Source organism: Acinetobacter sp. GG23 (assembly GCF_057766365.1).
This window is the reverse complement of record NZ_JBYMDJ010000001.1, coordinates 341539-358610: the sequence shown is the minus strand read 5'-3', so window position 1 is coordinate 358610 and position 17072 is coordinate 341539. Positions and strand designations below refer to the sequence as shown.

The 17072-nt window shown below is 39.0% G+C and carries 14 protein-coding genes; 4 read left to right on the top strand and 10 right to left on the bottom strand.

What is annotated here, in order from left to right; all coding sequences use genetic code 11:
• Positions 1 to 290: 290 nt before the first annotated feature.
• Complete coding sequence (locus AC3CAU_RS01745; protein WP_131216130.1) at positions 291 to 728, bottom strand: DUF6392 family protein; 438 nt, start codon at positions 726 to 728, stop codon at positions 291 to 293.
• Positions 729 to 1481: 753 nt separating this feature from the next.
• Between AC3CAU_RS01745 and AC3CAU_RS01740 the strand changes: the two genes are divergently transcribed.
• The gene (locus tag AC3CAU_RS01740; RefSeq protein WP_447053192.1) at positions 1482 to 2135 is read left to right on the top strand and encodes a DedA family protein; all 654 of its coding nucleotides are present in this window, start codon (positions 1482 to 1484) and stop codon (positions 2133 to 2135) included.
• 86 nt (positions 2136 to 2221) lie between these two features.
• On the opposite strand, the gene coq7 is transcribed toward AC3CAU_RS01740, so the two are convergent.
• A complete protein-coding gene (gene coq7, locus AC3CAU_RS01735; RefSeq protein WP_171539219.1) occupies positions 2222 to 2857 on the bottom strand; it encodes a 2-polyprenyl-3-methyl-6-methoxy-1,4-benzoquinone monooxygenase in 636 nt (211 codons plus the stop codon).
• 4 nt (positions 2858 to 2861) lie between these two features.
• Entirely contained in the window at positions 2862 to 4184 is a 1323-nt protein-coding gene (locus AC3CAU_RS01730; protein WP_447053191.1) for an MFS transporter, read from the bottom strand.
• Between the two features lie 178 nt (positions 4185 to 4362).
• On the opposite strand from AC3CAU_RS01730, the gene AC3CAU_RS01725 reads away from it, so the two are divergent.
• The 3 genes from AC3CAU_RS01725 (at position 4363) to AC3CAU_RS01715 (ending at position 12987) form a co-directional block, all read left to right on the top strand.
• A complete protein-coding gene (locus AC3CAU_RS01725; protein WP_447053190.1) occupies positions 4363 to 7089 on the top strand; it encodes an autotransporter assembly complex protein TamA in 2727 nt (908 codons plus the stop codon).
• Between the two features lie 22 nt (positions 7090 to 7111).
• Positions 7112 to 11626 carry a translocation/assembly module TamB domain-containing protein gene (locus AC3CAU_RS01720; RefSeq protein WP_447053189.1) on the top strand — a complete coding sequence of 1505 codons (4515 nt, stop codon included), beginning with the start codon at positions 7112 to 7114 and terminating at the stop codon, positions 11624 to 11626.
• A gap of 152 nt (positions 11627 to 11778) precedes the next feature.
• Positions 11779 to 12987 (top strand): tyrosine-type recombinase/integrase, encoded by a 1209-nt coding sequence (locus tag AC3CAU_RS01715; RefSeq protein WP_447053188.1) that lies wholly within the window; start codon positions 11779 to 11781, stop codon positions 12985 to 12987.
• On the opposite strand, the gene AC3CAU_RS01710 is transcribed toward AC3CAU_RS01715, so the two are convergent.
• The 7 genes from AC3CAU_RS01710 to AC3CAU_RS01680 all read right to left on the bottom strand — a co-directional run bounded on the left by AC3CAU_RS01710 (position 12984) and on the right by AC3CAU_RS01680 (position 17027).
• Positions 12984 to 13250 carry a helix-turn-helix domain-containing protein gene (locus tag AC3CAU_RS01710; RefSeq protein WP_447053187.1) on the bottom strand — a complete coding sequence of 89 codons (267 nt, stop codon included), beginning with the start codon at positions 13248 to 13250 and terminating at the stop codon, positions 12984 to 12986. The genes AC3CAU_RS01715 and AC3CAU_RS01710 overlap by 4 nt on opposite strands.
• Entirely contained in the window at positions 13250 to 13537 is a 288-nt protein-coding gene (locus AC3CAU_RS01705; RefSeq protein WP_447053186.1) for a hypothetical protein, read from the bottom strand. The genes AC3CAU_RS01710 and AC3CAU_RS01705 overlap by 1 nt, the downstream gene beginning before the upstream one ends.
• Positions 13534 to 13773: a hypothetical protein gene (locus tag AC3CAU_RS01700; RefSeq protein WP_447053185.1), complete on the bottom strand. Its 240-nt coding sequence runs from the start codon at positions 13771 to 13773 to the stop codon at positions 13534 to 13536. Before AC3CAU_RS01700 ends, AC3CAU_RS01705 begins: the two co-directional genes overlap by 4 nt.
• A gap of 269 nt (positions 13774 to 14042) precedes the next feature.
• Positions 14043 to 15359 (bottom strand): hypothetical protein, encoded by a 1317-nt coding sequence (locus tag AC3CAU_RS01695; RefSeq protein WP_447053184.1) that lies wholly within the window; start codon positions 15357 to 15359, stop codon positions 14043 to 14045.
• Positions 15356 to 16429, bottom strand: coding sequence for an ATP-binding protein (locus tag AC3CAU_RS01690; RefSeq protein WP_447053183.1), 1074 nt, complete (start codon positions 16427 to 16429; stop codon positions 15356 to 15358). Before AC3CAU_RS01690 ends, AC3CAU_RS01695 begins: the two co-directional genes overlap by 4 nt.
• An 11-nt stretch (positions 16430 to 16440) precedes the next feature.
• Complete coding sequence (locus AC3CAU_RS01685; protein WP_447053182.1) at positions 16441 to 16749, bottom strand: hypothetical protein; 309 nt, start codon at positions 16747 to 16749, stop codon at positions 16441 to 16443.
• Entirely contained in the window at positions 16749 to 17027 is a 279-nt protein-coding gene (locus tag AC3CAU_RS01680; RefSeq protein ID WP_447053181.1) for a hypothetical protein, read from the bottom strand. Before AC3CAU_RS01680 ends, AC3CAU_RS01685 begins: the two co-directional genes overlap by 1 nt.
• Positions 17028 to 17072 lie beyond the last annotated feature (45 nt).

Genomic DNA, 17072 nt, shown 5'->3' with positions numbered 1-17072 from the left:
ATTATATTTTAAAATAGCCTAAGCTATCTATAATTTTAATCTAGAAGTATTATTCGACTTAGCTCTAACAACAGAAAAATATGGAAATAGGTGAGCGTGGGGAAAGTTTGACTGATTAAAATTGTAACAATAGTCAAGTCTTAGGCAGGAAACGCTATATATTATTTAAAAAACCTAATCTCTGAAGATTAGGTTTTTTAATCTTAGTTAAACAAATGATTTTAAAACAATAAGAAAAGAATTTCGTATAAGGTGTATTATGTTAATTTTAGGAAATCTTAAGCTGAATCCTATTTTTGAAACTTCCCCATCGTAATTTGTTTTAACTTTGATGACTCATCAAATTCAAAATGTAAGTAGTTATCAAATATTTTGTACTTAAGCCAACAATCGTTTTCTTTTTCTGGATTCCCAAATAGATCAATTACAGATTGCTTCGTACTTTTATGATTAATACCTATGATTAAATCTTCTAAAAATGGATATGGATAATATTCTGCATTTTCTCTGATATATAAGAAAACGGTATCTAGTATCTGATTTTCATTAAATCTGAACGTAACGCCTCTTTTGAAAAACTCCCAATAAGATAGCTTTTCTCCACAAAAATTAGTCTCTGATGTATCAAATTCACTAGCAATAATAGTAACTGCTTTCAGAATATTAGCATTTGGTATACTAGTTCCAAGACAAGATAAAAAGACTTCTACATCACCCAAAAAATTCACTTATTACATACCTAAATCTAGTTTCTCTTTATCCTTGGTTTTTATCATATTTGACATAAAATTTCTGATTTAAAGTCATAATTATCAAACAAAACCATATCCATTTAACATAATGGCGCTTATATGAAGTATACTTGTATATTAATTTAAATATCAATGGCTTAAAATTTTAATCATGATCAAAAAACAGATGGAAAATTGATTTTGAAATAAGTCAGATTTTTTATGAACAGGTTTGATCTACTCTGCCAATAAAATTGAATATTTTCTAACCAAAATGAAACTTTTTTCAATGTCCCCGATCTTCCCAAGACAAAAAATATCCTCAATTTCTGCGGATTAAAAGGGGATAGTTCTTATTCGATTTTGTACGCATTTGCTCACATTAATCTCGGCTCTTTGCGTCTATACGATCGGAATGAAATTTCCTATGATGGAGACATAGAGAACAGGATGTTCCAGACAATAAAAAGAATGAAAAACATAAGGAATGTGCGGTACGGCAGGAGTTATACCAAAGCAGCAAATACGAAAAAGCCCAACAGGATGTTGGGCTTTTTTTATAATTGATCACTTATTATAAAATGTAGCTTGTAGACTCTCTCAATGATCTTCTAGATGATAAACGTAATAGCTAATACTGTAGATTATTGATAATTTTAAACAACACTTGTCTGAAATAATTTTTATATATTCAGTGACTTGATTTCCAAGTAGGCAGAAAAATTATTTTGTTTTACAGATGAAATATATATGCTTAAAAAAGCTACTAAGTTTGTCTTGGCAATCAACAGTGATGTAGCGAACATAGTAAAACTGTTATCAGATGTAAAAATGATGAACTGGACCGATCTTATCCAACATTATGGTTATTTTGCTATTTTTATTGGTAGCTTTTTTGAAGGTGAAACTGTTCTTATGCTGGGAGCCTATGCCGTACATCAGCATATCTTTAATTTCTGGTGGTTAATTATCGTGGCTATGTTGGGTGGTTTTTTGGGAGATCAACTCTATTACCAGATCGGCAAACACTATGGCATCGAATTTATTAAAAAGAGACCAAAATTGGCGCAAAAGTTTGAGCAATCAAGTCGGTTTATTGAAGATTATCCTGTATTAACTATTTTTATGATGCGGTTTGCTTGGGGGTTGCGTACAATTTTACCCATTTCGATTGGGATCAAAAGCTATCCTTTGTTGAAATACATGCTGGTTAATATTGCTGCGTGTTTTATGTGGGCATTTGTAATTGTAAGTGTCGGCTTGCAAGTGAGTCATTGGTTACATGTGTTCTGGCAGAAAAACTTACCCTATCATCACGATTTTTATATTGTCGCCAGTGTTATTGCGTGTATTTTGATAGTACGTGGTGTTTACAGCATTTTCACTTATTACCTCAAAAAATAATTTAAAGTAATTCTTGCTCACGTTATTAAAAAATAATATAAAAAACCCGCAATAATGCGGGCGTTAAAAAATCATTCAAAAATTAATTAAATATAATAACTGGTTTTTGTCATTAACTTTGAAATGCCAGTCATGGCAATACGTACCGGTGCAGGTAAATCCACACCACCAGCATTCAATGCTGTATCTCTATGATGCAACTCATCTTCATTCATTTGTACCAGAATTTTACGCGAACGCTCATCTTGCTCTGGCAACTGTTTAATATGGTCTTCTAAATGCAGACTGACTTGACGTTCTGTTTCTGCCACGAAACCTAGGCTGTACTTATCACCGGCAATTCCGGCAATGGCACCCATACCAAATGACAAACTGTACCAGACTGGATTGAGCAAACTGGTATGGCTATCTAGTTCTTTTAAACGGTCTTCACACCAAGCCAAATGATCTTGTTCTTCAATCGCGGCTTGTTCCATTTCACGGCGTACATTGGGTAGTTTTGCAGTCAGTGCCTGACCCTGATAAAGCGCTTGTGCACAGACTTCACCGCTATGGTTCACCCGCATTAAACCAGCAACATGGCGTGCTTCACTGACACCAAGTTTGGTTTCAACAGTACTGCCCGGATTTTTACGATGTGCAGAGGTCGTTCCGGGAACCAAGCTGCGAAGCGCCTGGTCAAACGAATGAATAAATTTGTCGATACCGGTATATTGACGCATAAAATTAATCCTTTAAAGCTTCTTTTTGCTGTGCTGCAAGCATAGGCTTAAGCCTGAACAGGAGCCATGTAGTGAAAATTGCACTTAGAATAGCAGTAATACTGAAAAGTATTTTAATATCAATCTTGAATATACTTAAGATGATAATTGAAAATATAGCAGAGGATACCATGAATACCGCATTTAAAATGTTGTTTGCCGCTACTACACGTGCACGATGTGAACGTGGAGAAAAGGCTTGCATCATGGCATATAAAGGTACGATATAAAAACCGCCACTAATCCCGAGTAATGTCACAGCCAGCATGACATGGTAATAGCTCCAGCCTTGGGTAAATACATCCTTTAACCCTAGTATTTTACCGCTATGTTCAGGCACAAATGCTAAACTTGCTGCCAAATAAAAAGCGAAAACCGTCAGACCAATAGCTCCCACCGGCACCATCTTTAAATTGACTTCTGTACCACCAATTTTACGGCACAACAAAGAACCAACCCCAATTCCGACAGAGAAGAATGTTAAAAGCAGACTGACTACATTTTCAGAGGCATGCAGGTTTTGTTGGGTTAACTGGGGAATCTGGGTCAGATAGGTTGCCCCATAAAACCAGTACCAAGAATTACCTAATAAAATCATAAAGATAATTGGCAAGCTTTTGGCATATTTTAAAGTCTGAAAACTGGTTCTAAAAAAGTTCCAGTCAATTTTAATATCGGGGGAAGTGACATTTTGCTTTAACACAAAACGACTTGAGATATAGCCTAGAACAGCAATAATCACCACAGTCAGGCTAATCCAGAACAGATTGCCATCTGATGCAGAAATCACGGCACCGCCTAAAATCATACCAATTAAAATGGCAATAGATGTGCCAGACTGGAACAAGGCATTTCCCGACATCAATTCATTGGGTTTTAAAATTTCAGGCAAAATGGCATATTTGATTGGACCAAAGAAGGTCGAATGCACACCCATTAAAAATAAAGCAGTTAATAATAGCCATAAATGCCCCAGTAAAAAGCCAGCAGAACCAATCAGCATAATCACAATTTCGAGTATCTTAATCCCTCGTACCAGTTGTGAACGTTCATATTTATCCGCAATCTGTCCGGCTGTGGCAGAGAAAATAAAATAGGGTAAAATAAACAGTAAGGCTGCGAGATTGTTCAGTGTGCTGACACTGGCGCTTTGCTGATTGATCAAACCATAGGTAATGACCAGTAACAGGGATTGTTTATAGACATTGTCATTCAGTGCACCGAAAAATTGAGTGACAAACATTGGTAAAAATCGACGTGTACCTAAAAGGTGTTCATTTTTTTCCATGGTTTATGGGCTTCATTAAGTTTTATTAAGAAATGTGAGCATTTGGTAAAATACTATAAAAAATCATGTATTATATTTTTAACCTATACTTTTGTGAAAATTCCAATAGATTTGAGCTTGTTAGAAAGCCGATTCTGGTGATTTCCGTTACAAATATTATATTAGTTTAGAGTTCTTTATGCTTTCAAAACTGAATTTTAAAAAGTCGACTCTTACACTAAGTGTCAGCTCTTTCATAAAGTGGGATGACCAACATAAACAATTTTGTTTTAGTCTCTTTTTAATATTACTTGCCCAACAAAGTTTTGCACAGGTAACAGAACCTAATTCAACGGTCACTCAACCAGAATTTCAACAACAACTCAAGAGTGAAGCTGTTAAGCAAGGGATGGATAGCCCTGAAGAAATAGAAAAAATTGAAAACTTTCAACAGAACCCAACTGTTCCAGATAGTTTGCAAATGCTGCAACAGCAAGAACAAGCCGGGCAAGCTTTGGAAGAATTCAAGCCGATTGAATTTGATGATTTAGAAGAGTTGCCGATCGCGCCTGTTAGCCAAGCAATGGCAGACGAAATTTTTCGTGAGGCTGAAAACGCAAAAAATCAAGCACAGCAATATCGTGCTGGACAAGTTAATGAAGTGGTGGTTTCCGACGCGACTCAACAGGAACTGGTAGAAATTAATCACGCACCGGTGAATGTCGATCAATTGATGTCGAGCATTCAAGACGATAGCAAAATTGTGGTTGAAGCCAATGAAGCGGGAAGAACTTTACCTGAGTTAGCGGTTGCAGACGAAGTCAAAGAACCGAATTTATTTAAGCGTTGGCTCTATAAGATACGACCATCCAGTCAATTGAATACTGTAAAAGTTGCACGGATTAGTGCGGATGTAGTATTTGCCTCAGTAGAAAATCCGAGCGAGGTTTCAAGTAAGGCTTATAGTCAAGCCTTGGAAAATTTAGAAGATAATCTTAAAGGTAAGCTTTCAAGTTTTACCCAAGAATCCTTTAGTGATTTTCCCTCAGCACTGCCACAATTAAGAACCATGTCAAATCAGGCAGCTCAGGCAGTGGGTTTTTATAATGCCAAGTTTAAATTTGAGAAACTGAGCGAGAATCGGGTTCGGGTAAGTGTTACTCCCAATTCACCTGTGCTGATTAAAGAACAAAATGTAGAGTTTAGCGGAGCAGGTGAGCAGCAAGCGCAGTTCCAGGTTATCCGTGTATTACCTGATCAAGATGTCGGTGATATTTTCAATCACGGTTTATATGAACAAACCAAAACACGTATTAACGATGCCGCGAACAATAATGGTTATTTTGATAGTTACTGGCGTTTGCATGATGTAAAAGTGGCCCAACCACAAAATACGGCAGATATTAATTTACGTTATGAAACGGGCGACCGTTATAAATTAGGACCTGTTGAGTTTCGGATGAGTGATCCATCGAAACCTTTCCCAATCGACATGGATGTATTGCAAAGTATGGTGTCATGGGAAGATGGCGCTGATTATACCTTTTGGCGGGTCAACGGCTTAGCTAATAACTTAACCAACTCGCGTTATTTTAACTACACCTTGGTCGATGCAGTGAAACCAGATCCGATTGAAAAACAGCTGGAGCTTCCACCTGATATTCAAGCTTTGGTTGATCAGCAAAAAATATCTGAAAACGCCGCCCTGGTTCAGGATAAAAAACAGGCCGTTTCTGCAAAAGAAGTTACACAATCTGTAGTCGATGAAACGCAATTTGCCGGTAAGGTCGATACCGAAACTGATCAAAATTTGCGTCAACTTCAGGTTCAACAAGAAACAAAAGAAACCGAAGAAGAACGTTTAAAAGTCCAAGCACGGGAAGAAAAGAAAATCCCGGTGATTGTCACTTTAAATGCCGACCGTCTAAACAGTGCAGAAGTCGGGGCTGGTTATGGTAGCGATACTGGTGCGCGTGTGCGCGGTCAATACCGCCGTGCCATTGTAAACCGCCGTGGCCATTCGTTTGATGCCAACTTGGAATTATCCAAAATCCGTCAGTCGATTGACGGCCGTTATAATATTCCTTATCACCATCCATTAAATGACTATATTAGTATGGTAGGCGGTTATGAGCGTGAAGAACGCGAAGATGTTGCCCAAGGCAATGGATTGATGATCGAATCTGCAGTTGCGGGTGTGGATCGAATTATTAAAAGACCACGCGGAAGTTGGCAACATACTTTTGGTTTACGTTATCGTTTAGATCGTATTACACAAGATGGTGTGGTAGATGCTGGAGAAATTCCGGATGCATTTTTAGCAAATGCGAATGAGCAGCAACAATCATTATTATTTGGCTATGAGGTTGCTCGTACCACCAGCGATAAGCGCGTCAATCCAGGCAAAGGCTTTAGACAAACCTATAAAGTTGAACTGGGCAGTGAAAGTGTATTATCCGATGCTGATATGGCGATTGTGAATGCGGGTTGGCGCTTTATCTATTCATTAGGTGAAAACGATAACCATCAGTTTGTGGGACGTGGTGACGTCGGTTATATCTTTGCACAAGATTTTACCAAAGTTCCTTATAACCTGCGTTATTTTACAGGCGGTGACCAAACTATTCGCGGTTTTGATTATAAAAGTTTATCGCCAGAAGAAAATGGATTTAAACTGGGTGGCCAAGCTTTAGCGGTAGGTTCTTTAGAGTATAACTATCAATTTAAAGAAGGCTGGCGTGCAGCTGTATTTAGTGATGTGGGGAATGCATACGACAAAGATTTTAATACGCCAACTGCATATAGTGTCGGTTTAGGGGTTCGTTGGGCATCGCCAATTGGTCCAATTCGGGTAGATGTGGCTTCAGGTATTTCTGATGACGATCATCCGATCCGGATTCATTTCTTCATTGGTTCACAATTATAATTTTTAAGTTTTAGAGAGCATTATGGCTGAAGTAGAACAGCAACCAGAGACAGAAACACCACGGCCAAAAAAACGTCGTATTTTGAGGAGTGTGTTAGTCACACTCCTTATAGTGCTGGTTCTACTTATTGCTTCCTTTGCTGTGATGTTTACTACCGATAAAGGCAGTAAATTCTTATTGGACCGGGTTTTACAGAGCCAAAAAATTATTGATTATGAATATGAAAGCGGTAATCTTTTACACGGCATTATTCTAAAAAATATCCTAGTTACCTTAAAACCTGTAGATGTTAAAATTGATCGTACCGATGTGACGTTGGGCTGGCGTGCCATCTTAAACAAAGAAATTCATCTAAATCGTGCTGATGTACGTAATCTGCAAATTATCAGCAAGAATCCGGCAAGTGATGAAGCCTTTAAATTTAGTGTAATCCGTTTGCCCTTTGTTTTACGCTTAGATACCGCTGATATTGATCATTTAATGATTAAAACCTCAACGAGCAGCGTTAAATTTAATGATATTCATTTAAATAAGGCACTTTGGTCAGGTACAGAACTCAAGTTTGAAGATTCCCGCATGGATATGGGGTATCTGTCAGTAAAAAATGCGACTGGAGATATGAAATTTGAAGGTAAATATCCTTTACATGCTGTCGCTGATGTAAATATACCGTCCCTGAATAAAAGCCTGAATATTCATGATATTAAAGTCGTTGCCAGAGGCACCTTAGATACCATTCAAGCGGGTGTAGCAACCAATACACCGGATTTATTAACCGGTTGGGTCGTAGTCCATCCGGTACGTAAACATGTGCCGATGTTTGGGGAATTGCAGTTTAAGCAATATCACTGGCCATTGATGACTGAGCAGAAGCTGTTTACTAAAGATGGTGTAGCGAAATTTAATGGTGATATCGAGCGTTTAAATATCGATGTTGCGACGGACTTAAGTGGCAAAAATATTCCACAAGGTCAATATAACGGTAGCATGCATACCGACTTAGTCCATCAACTTGATATTAGTAATTTAAATGGCCAGCTCATGAATGGCGCCGTAAATGTCGCAGGTGTGGTGAGCTGGAAAGACCAAGTCACTTGGGATATGAAGGGTCGTCTGGACAAAATTAATCCAAAAGACAAACTGATTCCTCTGGTGATTCAAGATTTTTTACCGCCAAGTCTGGATGCTAAAATCGCTTCTAAAGGCACTTTAGATAAAGGTATGCATTTGAGCGCATTGGTTGATTTTGATCGTTATGAAACATGGAACCTAAAGCTCGATCAAGATGAGCAAAAAGGTAAAAAGCCAAATCCTATGCTACTTAATGTTGCCTGGAAAAATATTGACCGTGCCGTACCCTATGTAGGTTGGTTGAGCAGTAAATCAGGCGATGTTCAACTGGCATTGGTAGAAGGCAAACAGGATATTCATGTTGCAACTGCTGTGACTAAACATGACAAGGGCATGTTGCCTGAAGGTTTATATAAGGCACAGCTCAATCTTAAAAATAATAATCTGAATGTACCAAGCTTTAGCTACGTGGCAGGTAAAGGGAGCTTGAACGGAAGTGCAAAAGTTGAGTTGCCGACTGAAAAACGTCAATTAAAATGGAATGCCATTGTTAACGCCAAAGATTTTAATCCGCAAACCGTGGTTGATGCTGCACCGGTTAACTTATTAAATGGCCAAGTTAAGGCTGATGGTTTTGCTAAACCCAATCAGCAGATTATTCATTTAAATGCAATTAACTTGACCGGTCGTCTGGCACAGCAAAATAACAATGAAACCGTTCGTTTAACTGGACGTAGCACTGCAGCCATTTTATTCAATGATCAAAAATCAGGTGGCGCATTTAAAAGTTTTGCTGTGAATTATGATGGTGCGCTGAATGCAAGTCATATTCAGGCAAGTGAAGGCTTACTCAAGTTTAAAGTTTCAGGTACACCTGAATTGATTAAAATTGCTGAATTACAGCATTCAGGGATTGCAGGTAAAATTTTTGCCAGCGGTTTAGTCAATCTTAAAAATGGCATTGGCTGGAATGTAAATGCGTCTCTGGTTCGATTTAAACCGCATTATTTTGTTTCCTCTGTACGTGGTGAGCTATCTGGTAATGTGAAAACTGAAGGAGTTTGGTCCGATACCCTAAAACGCATTAATATCGAAAAATTAAATTTGGCCGGTATCATTAATAATAAACCTGTTCGTGGAACAGGGAATTTGGCAATGGTGATTGATTCGAATCAAAAAGGCTTCTTGCCCAAACAGTTTGAAGCCAATAATTTGTATCTGTCCTATGCAAAAAACCAGATACAAGCGACTGGTAATGCACAAAACTTAAGATTAAAAATTAATGCACCTGCTTTGTATGAAATTTATAGTGGGCTTCGTGGCCGTGCTTATGGCTATTTAAATGTGCAATCTCAACCACGTTTACGAGCCACTGCAAATCTGGCAGTAGATGATTTTGGTTTTAATAATTTATTCAGTGTTAAAAAATTACGTGTACAGGGTGAATTGCCAACCTCCGAACTTACTCCAACGCTCATGACGGCAAAAATGGAAAGTTTACGTAATGGTTCGCGTGAGATTCAAAAAGGTGAAATTTCACTGGCAGGCACTCGTAAAGCCCACATCTTGAAAGTTCAGGCAGAAAACCGAATTTCCAAATTTTATGTGCAATTGGCGGGTGGTTTTAATGCACAGAATGATTGGCTGGGGCAGATTCAGAAAGGTGATTTTGACTCTTTGCGTGCTCGATTAGTACAACGTCAAAATGCCTCGGTCATTTACAGTTCAGCGAAATCAGAGTTGTTCGTCGGTGCGCATTGCTGGTCCAGTCAGCAGAGTCAGTTATGTTTCGATCAACCGATTCGTGTCAGTAAAACCAAGGGTAATGTGTCCTTTGTTACCCAGAATGTCGATTTAAATGATTTTGCTGCATTTATGCCTGAAGGTTTGGCAATTACCGGTAAGGTGAATGGCTATGCAAAAGCAGCATGGGCACAAGGTGCCAAACCGAAAATAGATGCAAGACTGGTAACACGCAATGGTGTGATTGGGTTGGCAGCTGAAGACCCACAAGATATTGGTTCAACATTAAGTTATAACGAAATTGGCTTAATTGCGAAAAGTGTATCTGAAGGTCTACAGGTTCGTTTAGATGTTAAAACTCCGGAAATTGGTACCGGTTATGCCAATGTGATTATTGATCCTTATAAAGCTGATAAACCAATGCGCGGTGAAGTGGCTTTCGATCAGGTACAACTCAAAGTCTTTAAACCCTTTATTCAAGATATTAGGTCACTCGCTGGAACCTTATCTTTTGCAGGGAAAATCGCAGGAACACTCACTCAACCTTTATTTAATGGTGAAATGCGCCTGAAAGATGGTGCTATCAGTATGATTTCATTGCCGGTGAATTTAAACAATATTCAGGTGTATTCATCTATTCGACAAGATCATGCCAGTATTAACGGCGCATTTAATAGTGGTCAAGGTGTAGGGGCATTAACGGGTAATATAGACTGGAAAAATGATCCGCGTATTCAATTGCATTTAAAAGGTGAAAATCTGCTGATTCGCCAAGCACCGTTAATTACGGCAGTAGTCACTCCAGATTTAACTTTAGATGTTTTGCCATTCAAGAAAAAGTTAAGCTTAAATGGCAAGGTTGAAGTGCCACGTGCCTTAATTTCAATGCCTGAAGCTTCGGCTCCAGTAGTCAATGTTTCATCAGATGTACGTGTTGTTCATGAAGGACAAGATCAGCTCGCGATATTAAGAGCGGCTCGACCATGGGATATTCGTGCTGACGTGATAGTGAATTTAGGCAATCAAGTGATTTTCCAAGGTTTTGATAGCCGTATTCCACTACTCGGACGTTTATACTTATCACAACGCGGACTTGAAACAGCAATGCGTGCCAATGGTGCAATTGGTGTTAGTCAAAAGGTAAAAATTGAAGCCTATGGGCAAAGTCTGGATTTGAATCGTGCGATTGCCCGTTTTAATGGACCTTTATATAACCCAACCTTAGATGTTGATGCCAATAAAAGTGTACAAGGAAGTATTGTAGGAGTGCGGGTTACGGGAACAGCTACTAGCCCAAATATTCAGGTCTATAACGATGCGGGTTTATCTGAACAAGAAGCTTTAAATGCCATTATTACTGGTCGTATTAATGAGGGTACCAGCGGTATTAGTCAGTCAGAAGGCTTTAAGTCAGATGTAAACAATACTATTGCTGCCGCAGGAATTAGTATGGGCTTGGGGGGTACACGTGCCTTAACCAATCAAATTGGTCGTACTTTTGGCTTGAGTGGTTTAGCACTTGATGCCCAAGGAACGGGTGATGATACTCAAGTCAGTGTGACGGGTTATATTACGCCAGATTTGTTTATTCGTTATGGTGTAGGTGTATTTACACCCGTGAATAAGTTGACTTTACGTTATCAAATGAACAAGCGATTGTATTTAGAAGCGAGCCAATCCTTAGAACGAGCAATAGACGTATTCTATAATTGGAGATTCTGATAATTTAAAAAGATGAATTTTAGTAAGATATTGTTATATATAATATTTTATTGATTTTTATCTACATTTTAAATCGGTGTGTAGACTATATGTAGACTGTTGAGTAATTTCAGGCTTAAAATGCAAGTGTCAAATTTGAATTAAAGCCTGAAATGAAACTCAACAAATCCAATGTTGATGCTATTGCATTGACAGAAAAAGGACAAGCCATCTATCGTGATTCAGATTTAATCGGTTTCGCTGTCCGAGCCACCACAAAAAGCAAATCGTATATTATAGAGCGTCGGCATGAAGGTAAACTTTTCCGTGTGACGCTTGGTAAGACAAACGAAATCACGCCAGCTGAAGCAAGAAAAAAAGCTCAAGCTATTTTGTCTGATATCTCCAATGGCATTTATGAGAAAAAGAAAGATACGCTTAATGGGGTAATGACATTGGGGCAAGCATTCCAACTTTATCTTAGTCAGCGCAAACTTAAACCTCTCTCAATAACCACCTATAACCATTCTATCGATTCTTTTCTAGCTGACTGGAAAGAGAAGCCTATTTTCGATATCACAAAGAAAGATGTGTTTGAGCGCTTCATTAAATTAACCGAATACAGTCCAACTCAAGCAAATTTAACTTTAAAAATGTTTGGCTCAATTTGGAAGTTTGCACAGGTTCATTGCTCATCTGATGAAGATCCAATCCTTAAACATAACCCTGTTGATGTCATACCTGCAAAACGCGGATGGAATAAAGTTAAATCTAGAACTCGCCATCTTGATGAGTCGAATATTCACACTTATTACAATGCTGTACTAAATTACTTTACTGAGCGCTCGCTTTATGAGGATGCTTCGAAAAATGCTACACGTGATCTTGTGCTATTTATTATGTATACAGGTTGCCGTCGCAATGAAGCACAAACATTAAAATGGGAAAATGTGGACATAGAAAAAGGCTTGTTTGTATTTAAGGATCCAAAGAACGGTGATGACCACTTACTACCTATGGGTGACCACTTATTTGAGATTATTAAACAGCGGTATGAATTGAGAGCGAATGATTACGTATTCCCAGGCTCTGCTTTAGCTGCCTCATCAGCAAAACATGTATCCGGTGCTCAAGGCTTGCTAAAAACAATAGGTGAGCAGACCGGTATTCAGATTTCACTTCACGATTTACGAAGAACCTTTGCAACGATCTGCAATAACTTGGACTATGGTCCATACACAATCAAGCGCTTACTTAATCATAAATCAGGTGCTAAAAATGATGTAACAGGTGGGTATGTTCAGGTCTCTATAAAAAAATTACGGCTTGCAATGAATGATATTGAAGCCGTGTATCAGGGTAGACTCAACTGCTTCGACTAAGAAGCAAGTTGAGCTGTATTCATGACGGTTTGTTGGGTTTGGTATGCAAGTACATCTGATTTTTTATAAGTAACAGAGCGACCGACTTTGGCGTAAGGCATACCGCCACCCACACAACGCAAACGCTGCAAAGTATGAATTGAGCAAGAGAGATAAATAGCAACATCTTCTTGTGGAAATAACTGCTGCTCAGGTGCATTCAAGAATCGATTTAAACGCTCATCTTTTTCTTGCTGCGTCATTTGTTCAATTTTCTTCTTCATCACAATCCCTCCAATTTCTTTTCCGCTTCAAGACAACTTTCGACATCTGCGATGGCTTGTTTTAGTTCATCACAAGGCCCAAACCGCTCACCAAGGTACGACTCATTATCATCAATGACTGCAATACCTTTAGCCATTTTTAGCCCACCGAAGCGACCAACCAACTCATGACTTTCAACAAGGCGTTTTAACTGAACCCAAAAACCTGTATTTAACCAACCATTCTGTATACATGCTGATTTACAGTGTTTATATCCGTGCTTGTTAAAATATTCTCTGGCGTTCATGGTACCTCCCGCAAACTTTGCTTTACCACTTCCGATAATTCTTCAAAACTACCCCCATCCCAATAGATATCTGTATCTTCGCCATTAGCATCCATTGAACCTTTGTGACCACAGCTGCAACACTTAACTTCATCACCATCATGAAATAAGCCTACAGATGCAGTTGAAAATACAATTGCTTCATCATGGCCACAGTTAAAGCAGTTTGAAGCCCATTTAATTTTTACTTTAGTCATGGTTATCACCGTGAACCTTCAAGTATTCAAATTTTGCTACTGCCCAATTGGTTGCATCGTATGGGCTCAAACCTTGTTCTTTGCACCAGTTCGTGCACCAGAGAAACTGAGCATGATCAAATTCCATCATCCTCTCCATGTTGCTTCTTTAAACTTTGCATCAGTGATTAGATCTTCAATTTCACCAATGCCTACATTGCTAAATATGTGTGTCATCTTGGTCCCGAACACTGTGAGTGTTCGGGTGATCGTGGAGTATTTAAAGTTCATTAAGGTTCTCCAATCGCTGCAGTGAATGGATCCAACTCAAGACGACGCTTCTCAACCAATTCCATTAATCGCGGTTGAATCTCTTCATCACATGCCGAGACATCAATCTCTAAGCTATCCAGTTCAGTGAGGTCTTCAGCTTTTTGAATACGGACTGCGAGTGAGGATTGAGTCTTAGGAGGATTAAGTTCTACTAGGCGTTTATTGATAGCCACAATTAAAGGTTTACGTTGTTCAGTGGTCCATGACTTTGTAAACTTGATTTGATCATTTGCCTCTGCAGGTGAAATTGATTTAGCCACTCGATCAAGTAAGTCATTAAGTAATTCTTGATGAATAACATCTTCATCCACTAGAACCGCTTTTTCTGTAGAGTCATTATCATGTTGTATAAGTTTTTCAGCTTCTATCTGTAGTCGTCTAAGCTCATCAATTTCTAAACCATCAGATTGTGGTTGAGCTTTAGGTGTATATTGTTCAGGATCTAGAGCAAGGCATTTTTCTTCAACAAGTTTGCATAGGTATTGATGGTCTTCACGTTCAAGATGACCATTGGCCAAGAATGTTGGACGTAGAGCTAAAACTGAATTTACTAACGTACATGCATTAATTTGAGCTGTGAACTTCTCAACCAATTTCACTGCATCGGTTTCAACCTCCTCAGTCAAACTATCTTCTACTGCAGTAACTGGACCTTGCTCAGTAATCTGAATATTCGACTGGCTTTCAAATGTCTTTTTTTCTACAGAAACTGAGGTGGCTTCGGTGGTTGTTTCAACAGGCTGAATCATTTCTGGTTCAGTCTGTTTTTCAATATTTGGTGTATTGGTACCAGGACCAGCTGGCATGCTGGTCTGGTCCACATCATTCTTAGTTTTAGTTAAACGTTTCTTTTTGGTTTTGATATGGCTTTCTATCGTCAAAGGGTAAGCAATGGTTCGACCAAAAAGCTTACCAATTGCTTGTAGCTGCAATTCAGCATTCTCCTGATCCGCCTGTGCGAAACCATTACGTACACATTCATAATACTTTCGGCACAGTGTGGTGTATTTAGTGTGCGCAACATGATCAGGGTAAACCAAGAAGATTTCTTGATCTTCCTTAACATCATCAAGTGTTAAAGGCTTAGCAAACGTGATACCTGCTAATTCCATAGTCTCGATCTTGATGCAGAACTCATAACCGGGTTTGGCAAAAATAGTGGCAGGGAACTGATCGATATCATCAAATTCGATAAATTCACCAATAGCGCGGCACAGAATATTTCGGCCAGCCATCATTGCTTCAAAAGCTTCGGTACTATTTAAAATATTCATGCTGACCATCCTTCCATGTCCATCTTTGCCTGACAGGCATTTAAAATTTGTTGTTCGTATTTACCTCCTTTGAAATACTCAGCAGGATATTTAAGATCATTTGCACCTTGTGCATTTTGAATAGCAGCCAATGCCTTTTGATAATCAGCTTCAAGTAAGGCTTCATGTTCCTGCTGCATCTGCTTTTCAGACTCTTGGTTCGACTTAACTTTTTGCTCAATGATTCTTTTGATACTGTTGCAAGTTTCTTCAAAAACTTGCTGACGCACGTCTTGGAGACTATTTAATTTCCGCTTAGTGCAATATTTCTCAATATCAATCCCAGCTTCAATCATGAGCGCTTCAAGCTCTAGAATTTGATTACCGTTAATCGTTGCATCGGCGGATCCTGAAGACAGCCACTGGTTGAGCTTTATGCCTGTTTGTTCGGTAATTCTTTCGGGTTGAATAAATAAGCCAGTACGGTCTTTTGTGGCAATGGCGTAATTATCCCCATGAGTAATGTCGAGAACAGTCGTAAATTCATATTCAATCCCATCACGTTGTTCAGCCTTAAGACCTAGTTTTTCGACTTTCTTTTTACCGCCGTCATTGGTCTGAACCGTTTCCATTTTGCTACGCATGGTAACGATGATATTGATGCTTGAATGAAGCATGGCATCAATGAATTTACGGTGTTCTGGAGTTACTTCACTCCATGCACCCCAAGTATTACCTTTGAATTTACCTTTGCCCAAAGCATCTACCATTTCTAGACAGCCTCCAACACCTGACCATTCATGAGTGATGCTGTCTAAAATTACAGTGGTATAGCCAGCTTTCTCAGCAGCTTCGATTGCTGATATAAATTTCTTAGGTGAGTAAGGAGGTTGAATATTTGCAGTGTCGAATTGCATTACATCTGCATATAACTCAGCACTACTATTTTCTGTATCCACTACAGCTACTTTGCCCCCAATACCTTTAGCAATAAGTAGGGCACCCATGGTTTTACCTGAACCAGTAGGACCAGCAAGGGCAAGGCGTAGTTTTGCGTTTTTGCGTTCAGCTTTTTTAAAAAATACAGTCATGATAATTCCCCTTAAGCCCCAACCCAGCCCATACGTTTTTTGTACGCACGACGTTCATGTAATGGAATATGCGAACTTTGCAAACCAATTGCGAAAGCTTTACGACGTTGAAAAGCACGTTCACGTTCAAAGTTTTGACGGATCCAAGGCTTAGCCACTTGTTCTTCTAAAGTTACTTTTTGAAGTTCATCGGTTTTACGATTTTCAGCAAAGATGTCTTTACCTTGTTCAACGTAAACAGTGTGGCCAAGGCGCATAGACATACGGTTTTGTTCATAACCACCAAGGTATTCAGCGAATTTTTGAGTAGAAGTCGTCATTAGCGATTCCCTCCATTAGAAGCCTGCAACTGATGCTTAACCGCATTTTGTTCTTGACGATCCACATCATCTGAACAACTGCGAACCATGAAAGGCACTGAGCCAATAGTTCCTAGAATCACCACAACTGCTAAGGTGTCCTGCATCCAGGCTTTCGCTTTAGCACGTTTATTTGATTTAGCAATCTGCACACTTGATGGTGGTTGCTGACGAAGAATCCCTGTTGATGGGATGTGGCCAAACTCAGGGGTTTGACTGTGGGATGGTATTTGGGTCATAATTACCTCGCTAGTTAGCAAAAGCACATTTGATTCTCAGGTCGG